Origin of the sequence: Rothia amarae (assembly GCF_042677725.1) — a bacterium.
GTDB lineage: Bacteria > Actinomycetota > Actinomycetes > Actinomycetales > Micrococcaceae > Rothia > Rothia amarae.
In genome coordinates, this window is the sequence record NZ_JBHUCN010000012.1 from 22,451 (window position 1) to 28,654 (window position 6,204).

Annotated in this window: 9 protein-coding genes; 7 read left to right on the forward strand and 2 right to left on the reverse strand. The window is 51.1% G+C overall.

What is annotated here, in order from left to right; translation table 11 throughout:
• Window positions 1-6 precede the first annotated feature (6 nt).
• The 3 genes from ACFR81_RS06765 to ACFR81_RS06775 are packed head-to-tail and all read left to right on the forward strand — an operon-like array spanning window position 7 to window position 991.
• Window positions 7-303, forward strand: a complete 297-nt coding sequence (locus ACFR81_RS06765; protein WP_145176037.1) for a DUF2316 family protein — start codon at window positions 7-9, stop codon at window positions 301-303.
• Window positions 304-331: 28 nt separating this feature from the next.
• Window positions 332-829, forward strand: coding sequence for a VOC family protein (locus tag ACFR81_RS06770; RefSeq protein ID WP_343873613.1), 498 nt, complete (start codon window positions 332-334; stop codon window positions 827-829).
• Window positions 830-841: 12 nt separating this feature from the next.
• Window positions 842-991 (forward strand): VOC family protein, encoded by a 150-nt coding sequence (locus tag ACFR81_RS06775; protein ID WP_343873611.1) that lies wholly within the window; start codon window positions 842-844, stop codon window positions 989-991.
• A 36-nt stretch (window positions 992-1,027) separates the two neighbouring features.
• Here the strand turns inward: ACFR81_RS06775 and ACFR81_RS06780 are convergent, their stop codons facing one another.
• The gene (locus ACFR81_RS06780; RefSeq protein WP_068168850.1) at window positions 1,028-1,576 is read right to left on the reverse strand and encodes a DUF421 domain-containing protein; all 549 of its coding nucleotides are present in this window, start codon (window positions 1,574-1,576) and stop codon (window positions 1,028-1,030) included.
• Window positions 1,577-1,766: 190 nt separating this feature from the next.
• On the opposite strand from ACFR81_RS06780, the gene ACFR81_RS06785 reads away from it, so the two are divergent.
• The 4 genes from ACFR81_RS06785 (at window position 1,767) to ACFR81_RS06800 (ending at window position 4,847) form a co-directional block, all read left to right on the forward strand.
• Window positions 1,767-2,294 carry a DinB family protein gene (locus ACFR81_RS06785; protein ID WP_068168852.1) on the forward strand — a complete coding sequence of 176 codons (528 nt, stop codon included), beginning with the start codon at window positions 1,767-1,769 and terminating at the stop codon, window positions 2,292-2,294.
• Window positions 2,295-2,388: 94 nt separating this feature from the next.
• On the forward strand, window positions 2,389-2,931 hold the full coding sequence (locus ACFR81_RS06790; protein WP_343873607.1) for a VOC family protein: 543 nt from the start codon (window positions 2,389-2,391) through the stop codon (window positions 2,929-2,931).
• A 108-nt stretch (window positions 2,932-3,039) separates the two neighbouring features.
• On the forward strand, window positions 3,040-4,095 hold the full coding sequence (locus ACFR81_RS06795) for an NAD(P)-dependent alcohol dehydrogenase (RefSeq protein ID WP_343873605.1): 1,056 nt from the start codon (window positions 3,040-3,042) through the stop codon (window positions 4,093-4,095).
• Between the two features lie 65 nt (window positions 4,096-4,160).
• The gene (locus tag ACFR81_RS06800; RefSeq protein ID WP_343873603.1) at window positions 4,161-4,847 is read left to right on the forward strand and encodes a DNA alkylation repair protein; all 687 of its coding nucleotides are present in this window, start codon (window positions 4,161-4,163) and stop codon (window positions 4,845-4,847) included.
• A gap of 96 nt (window positions 4,848-4,943) precedes the next feature.
• On the opposite strand, the gene ACFR81_RS06805 is transcribed toward ACFR81_RS06800, so the two are convergent.
• On the reverse strand, window positions 4,944-5,918 hold the full coding sequence (locus ACFR81_RS06805; RefSeq protein ID WP_343873601.1) for an LLM class flavin-dependent oxidoreductase: 975 nt from the start codon (window positions 5,916-5,918) through the stop codon (window positions 4,944-4,946).
• Window positions 5,919-6,204: the final 286 nt, after the last annotated feature.

The window sequence follows — 6,204 nt, forward strand, 5'->3', positions numbered from 1 at the left end:
ACTCTCATGTCACTCTCTAGCGTCGAGCGCGACCAAATCGCTCGTGAATTTGAGCAAAATCTGCAGGAATCAGGTCTTACTCTGGACGAGTTGCGCCAACAATCGGGGCTCGATGAAGATCGCTTTATGCGCGCTTTTTTGATGTCCGAACGAGGCTCTGACCCCGGTGACGTCTGGCTGATTCGAGACCTCCTAGAAACCGCCGTCAAACATAACGGTGGTACCTTCACCCCCATCACGAAACTCAATGAGGAAAATCGCCGGCGTGCTGCTGGTTGGTTTGGCATCAAAGATCGCCGCTAATTTCGAACCTACTCACAAGGATATTTCTATGACTCTCCCCAGCGGCACTCCCATCGGGTTTGATTTAGGCAACGATAACCCCGAAGAAGCTCAGCGGTTCTACGGTGAACTTTTCGGCTGGGCGTTTGAAGGCCGCGGTCCTAATTTTCATCATTACCATCTCATTACCCAAAATGGCGGGTATGTAGGCGGGCTGATGAATTCGAAGATGAGCACTGAGGGTGAGTTAGACGAGGCGCCCTACCCCAATCACTGGGCGGTTTACCTGAGCACCGATCACATCGAAACTGCTTACTCAAAAGTTGAGAAAAACGGTGGGGTGGGAATTTTTGGCCCTATGTGGGTAGGCGAAATGGGTGCGATGGCGCTCGCTAAGGATTCTGCCGGCGCTGAGGTAGGGTTTTGGCAGCCCGGCACTATGAGTGGCTATGAATTCACTGCGCAACCTGGGACCCCCGTCTGGTTCGAGAACATGAGCCGGGATTTTGATGCGGCGCTTCCTTTTTACCAGAATATTTTTGGGTAGGAACCATCATTCGTGGAGGACGCCGACATCACCGCTCGTCGTGCAGCTGAGCTGGGTGGGCAAATAGTGAGCCAGCCGCAGGATAATTTACTCGGTCGAGTGGTGGCTCTTAAAGATTCTACGGGCGCACCTTTTATGATTATCCAGACCGTAAATCACTAAATTTTGAGGGATGCCAGGGTCTTCCTGCAGGAGGAACTAGATGGCGTCGGCGTCAATAACTCCTTCCAATATGCGCCTATCGATGTGGGTGCCTTCCCGAATGATGGAAAGGGTGCCGGTGGCCTCAAGAATCACACATTGAGCTTGGTCTAAATGCGCTATGCCCGCCCGCCGCAGAGCGCTATAAACCTCTTCATGAGTCAGATGGGATCGGCGAAGATTTTTCTGGATGAATTGGCCATGGGCAATGATGACGCGCGAATGCGATTTCATGCTTCGGATACCGGTAACCTGCTGTGCTTGACCAAAAATCATTTCAAGAAGCATGAGGGTTCCCAAGCCAATGATCCCCGAGGCAAGAGTAGGTGGGTGGCCAATGATAACGCGCCCTGCCACGGCGCCGAACATAATGATGATAACCGCATCGAAACCGTTCCAGCCGGTTAGTACCCGCACTCCAAACACTCGAACAAGAATTAAAAATGCTAGGTAAATACCGATGGCTGAAAGTATTACTATGGGTATTCGCCAGGGCTCTATGCCGAGGTATTGGATATAAGTTTGCAGGCCGTCAGGCGGCGTCATTGTTTTTCCCCTCTGAGTCGGGAGATAAAGGTCTGTTCCTACTCTAAGGCCTTCTCCTTCTAGAAAACTGCTTCGAGAGATCTTTGAAGATGAATGGGGTGCTGGTTTTATCTGGGTACGATGGGTTTCATTACTAACGATAGTTTTAGCTAGTCAGTAAATGGATTGCCTTATATTGCGGGAGAAGAAGATGAACTACGAGCAAATTCCACCGGAGACTAAAGATTGGACCGTTGTACTTCGCGACGGCTGCCCTGAATGTGGTTTTCAGCCTGGCTATGACTATGGGGAGAATGTTCAGCGTTTGCGCGCACTTGAAGCTCCGATCATGACTGCTTTTAACCGTCCTGAACAGGAACTTTATGTGCGTCCGCAGAAGAATACGTGGGCACCTATTGAGTATTTGGCGCACTGCGCGGAGGTCTGCGAGGTGATGAGCCAGCGTTTAGAGTGGATGCTAATCCATGAAAACCCGGAGTTTGCCTTGTGGGATCAGGACGCCGCAGCGGTGGATGGGGAGTATCTCAACCGTCCTGTGGGTTCAGTCAAGCGTGATTTGCTTACTAATTTGCATCATGCGGCGGGTGAATTTGAAAAGGTGCCTGCTGACTTATTGGAGCGCACCGGACGTCGTTCTGATGGCAGTCGCTTCACTATCCAGACGCTCGCAGAGTACTTTGTGCACGATTTAGAACACCATATCCACCGAGATATTTAGAGGTTTAAACAGGGGGAGGGGCTCTCTGCGGAATAGCAGAGAGCCCCTCCCCTTTGGGTGAAGTAAACCTACTTCATTTGGTTAGCCCATCCATATGGAACAGTCAATCGAGGCTGTTAAAGACGCCGGTGCTACCGTTATCGTTTCGCCCCTGACAGTCTGCGAAATGGGCAAAATGGCTTTTATCCTCGACGGCGCAGGCGCAGTCTTGGGACTATGGGAATACGGTGCAGGTTTTGAGGGATCCGTGGTTAATAAGGGCGCTGGTACGGCAGCATGGTTTGAATCGTTGAGCACTGATTTGGACGCTGCCCTTCCCACCTACCGCGCACTCGGCTGGGACATCGGATGGATGGGTGGCGAAGACGCTCCCGTCCGTTTTGCTACCAACACCGCCGATGAGTCAAAAGCTACCGCGGGTCTGTGCGATGCGTCGTCGTTCTTACCCGAGGGCGTTCCCTCGTTCTGGCGCCCCTATTTCCTCGTGGAGGATGCCGATGCCGCGATTGAGCGCATCAAAGAATTGGGTGGATCGGTCATTGATGGTTCTATGGATTCGCCTTATGGTCGTATCGCGACTGTCGCAGGTCCTGACGCTACAGCTTTTCAGATTGTAAATGTGCCGCAGGACTCCTAGCTCCTGTGTCTTTACAGTGAACACTGCGCCGTTGGCGGAATAACTTGGTGCAAAGGTCTTCTTCGAGCATAGGCTGATTTATACAGACTATGTACTAGGAGAAGACCTTTGTCGTACACCACTAAAGTTTTGCAGAAGACCGGCCCTGAGGAGCCGTACCAGATTGCTGAAATTGAGCGCCGCGATCCTCGTGCGGACGACGTCGTCATTGATATCAAAGCTGCTGGTATCTGCCACTCTGACATTCACATGATTCGCAACGAGTGGGGCTCTGCAACTTACCCGTTGACGGTTGGTCACGAAATCGCTGGCGTGGTAAGCGCCGTTGGTTCGGACGTTACTAAGTTCAAGGTGGGCGACCGCGTAGGCGTGGGGTGCTTGGTGAACTCTTGTGGCGAGTGCGAGCAGTGTAAGGCTGGCGCTGAGAACAACTGTCTCAAGGGCGCGATTGGTACTTATAACGCTGAGGACGTCGACGGCACCATTACTCAGGGTGGTTATTCACAGAAAATTACTGTGAATGAGGGTTTCGTCGTCACTATTCCTGAGGCGCTTGATTTTGACGTCGCGGCACCGTTGCTGTGCGCCGGTATCACCACTTATTCACCGCTGGCTCGCTGGAACGTCAAACCCGGTCAGAAAGTAGCTGTGATGGGTCTGGGCGGACTGGGTCATATGGGTGTTCAGATTGCTGCAGCAATGGGCGCTGAGGTGACTGTTCTTTCCCGCTCGCTGAAGAAGGCGGACGCTGCCAAGGAGTTGGGTGCTGTGCGTACCTTGGCTACTTCCGATGAGAATTTCTTTGAAGAGCACCGCGGTGAGTTTGATTTGATTCTGAATACTATTTCAGCGCCGATTGATTTGGGTTCTTACCTGAACCTGTTGAAGCCTCGCGGAATTATGTCGGTGGTTGGTTTGACTACCGAGCCTTTGCCTCTGCAGATTATTGATTTGATTCGTGGCGGTCGTGTGCTAACCGGTAACAATATCGGTGGCATCCCCGAGACTCAGGAAATGCTTGATTTCTGTGCTGAGCACGGCATTGCTTCAGTAATTGAGAAGGTCAATGTTCACGAGGTCGACGACGCTTATGATCGCGTGGTTGCCGGTGACGTCAAGTTCCGTATCGTGATTGATACCGAGACGTTTGATTCTGCCGAGTAAGTACTGTTCGGGATGAAAGGGGTCCTCTCTGAGGGCCCCTTTTTGCTATGGGTTAGGCTATCTGGATGAACATCTCTGAGTATGAGCAGTCTATGCTTGACGCCGCTGATCCCGCCATCGCTGTAGGTATGAGCGCCTATATGCGCGATCAGTTTTCTTTTCTGGGATTGAAGTCTCCTCTGCGGCGCGAAATCTTCAAACCTTATTTGGCTGAGTTGAAGAAGGAAGCTAAAACCGACGGCATCAATCAGGATTTTGTGGAGCATGCTTGGGCTCAGGAGGGGCGGGAATTTCTTTATAACGCTCTCGATTATTTGGTAGCTGTTAAAAAGTATCTGCAGCCTGCAGATATTCCCTGGTTGCGCTCGCTAGCTGAGCGTAAGACATGGTGGTGCTCGATTGACCGGCTTAATCGGATTATTGGCGATGTCGCGCTACGTCATCCTGAGCTGAATCAGATGCTCCTGAACGAGTGGGCGGTGGACGATAACTTTTGGATTCGTAGAATCGCTATCGACCACCAGCTCACTCGTAAGGAGAAGACTAACCCGGACCTTTTAGAGGCAATTATTGTCAAGAATTTTGGGTCTTCTGAATTCTTTATCAATAAAGCAATTGGTTGGTCTTTACGAGATTATTCGAAAGTGAACCCTCAGTGGGTACGGGATTTCCTAGCCCGTTATGGCGAGAAGATGGCGCCCCTGAGCATTCGCGAGGCAAGCAAATATATCTTAAAAGGTTTATTTATATAAGGTAGGGAGCTTCAGTCAGAACATCAGTAAGGTGAACTGGCTGGGTTTGCCATCAACCTAGAGGTGTGTCCCTTTCTCACTGTTTTTAGTGTTTCGTTAGATCATTTGTTCTGCAACGATATCCAGTGTTTTGTGCACCCCTTCTGTTGTAGGAGAAAGAGGAGAGAGCATCAGTTCGTCTGCTTCTACCAAGTGAGCAAATCTCATGAGGTAGTCTTTGACCTCAGCTGCTGTACCTGCGGTGGTGTATTTGAGCATGCTCAGTATTTGTTGACCGGGCGCGGAATTCATGAGCATGTCGATTTCAGCCTCTGAATAGTCGCGACCCTGGCCGACCATATTCTTAACGCGGGATCGTTTGGCTTTTTCCAGCTGGTGTTGCGCATCTTCTGCGGTGTCTGATGCGATGACGTTTACTGCTGCGATGACGTAGGGTTCAGCCAGCTGTTCGGAGGGATTGAAACGCTCTCGGTAGACCTTGATGGCTTCTTCTAGATGTGTGGGGGCAAAGTGGGAAGCGAAGGCGTAGGGCAAACCTAGCGCTGCTGCCAGCGAAGCGCCAAAGAGGGAGGATCCCAGAATGTAGAGGGGAACATTGGTTCCTCTGCCGGGTACGGCGTTGATTCCGGGGATTTGTGTGTTGTCGGTGAGGTAGCCCTGTAGTTCTTTGACGTCTTGTGGGAAGTGTTCTGCTGCGCTGTAGTCTCGACGTAGTGCTTTGAGAGTCTTCGGGTCTGTGCCGGGGGCACGTCCTAGACCGAGATCGATGCGGTTGGGGTAGAGCTCTGCTAGCGTTCCGAATTGTTCGGCTACGACCAGTGGGGAGTGGTTGGGAAGCATCACGCCGCCGGATCCTAGGCGAATCTTGGAGGTTTTGGCGCCTACGTGGGATATAAGGACGGCGGGGGCTGAGCTGGCAATGGATTTCATGTTGTGGTGCTCTGCGTACCAGATGCGTTCAAACCCTAGCTGTTCAGCGTGCTGGGCAAGAGCTACGGATCGTTTGAAGCTTTCTCGGGGCGTTTCGCCGTCGAAGATGGTGGCGAAGTCAAGTACGGAAAGTACAGGCATTGTTTTCTACCTTTTCTCTAGATATTGGTTCTTATGGATTTCAACGGGGGATTAGGGGATTTTGTTCCTGAAAACTAGGTTTTGAGGAGGTATTGAAAAAGTTCGAGAAAAGTTTTTAATCCTGTAAAACCGGATTGACTAGGACTTTTATAAAGTAAGCAAACTTTACATACACCAAAAAGTAACCTTTTGTCACGCAGGTCACCACTTTTCGATTTGCGGGGGTGTTGTGGAGTGTGTAAAGTAGTACGAGTCGCCGGGGCGAGGGAGTGAAAGAAACTCCTAG

Bases quoted from the DNA above. Each gene is read 5' to 3' on its own strand.
- ACFR81_RS06765 (WP_145176037.1), top strand. From the start codon at position 7: ATGTCACTCTCTAGCGTCGAGCGCGACCAAATCGCTCGTGAATTTGAG.
- ACFR81_RS06770 (WP_343873613.1), top strand. From the start codon at position 332: ATGACTCTCCCCAGCGGCACTCCCATCGGGTTTGATTTAGGCAACGAT.
- ACFR81_RS06780 (WP_068168850.1), bottom strand. From the start codon at position 1,576: ATGACGCCGCCTGACGGCCTGCAAACTTATATCCAATACCTCGGCATA.
- ACFR81_RS06785 (WP_068168852.1), top strand. From the start codon at position 1,767: ATGAACTACGAGCAAATTCCACCGGAGACTAAAGATTGGACCGTTGTA.
- ACFR81_RS06790 (WP_343873607.1), top strand. From the start codon at position 2,389: ATGGAACAGTCAATCGAGGCTGTTAAAGACGCCGGTGCTACCGTTATC.
- ACFR81_RS06800 (WP_343873603.1), top strand. From the start codon at position 4,161: ATGAACATCTCTGAGTATGAGCAGTCTATGCTTGACGCCGCTGATCCC.
- ACFR81_RS06805 (WP_343873601.1), bottom strand. From the start codon at position 5,918: ATGCCTGTACTTTCCGTACTTGACTTCGCCACCATCTTCGACGGCGAA.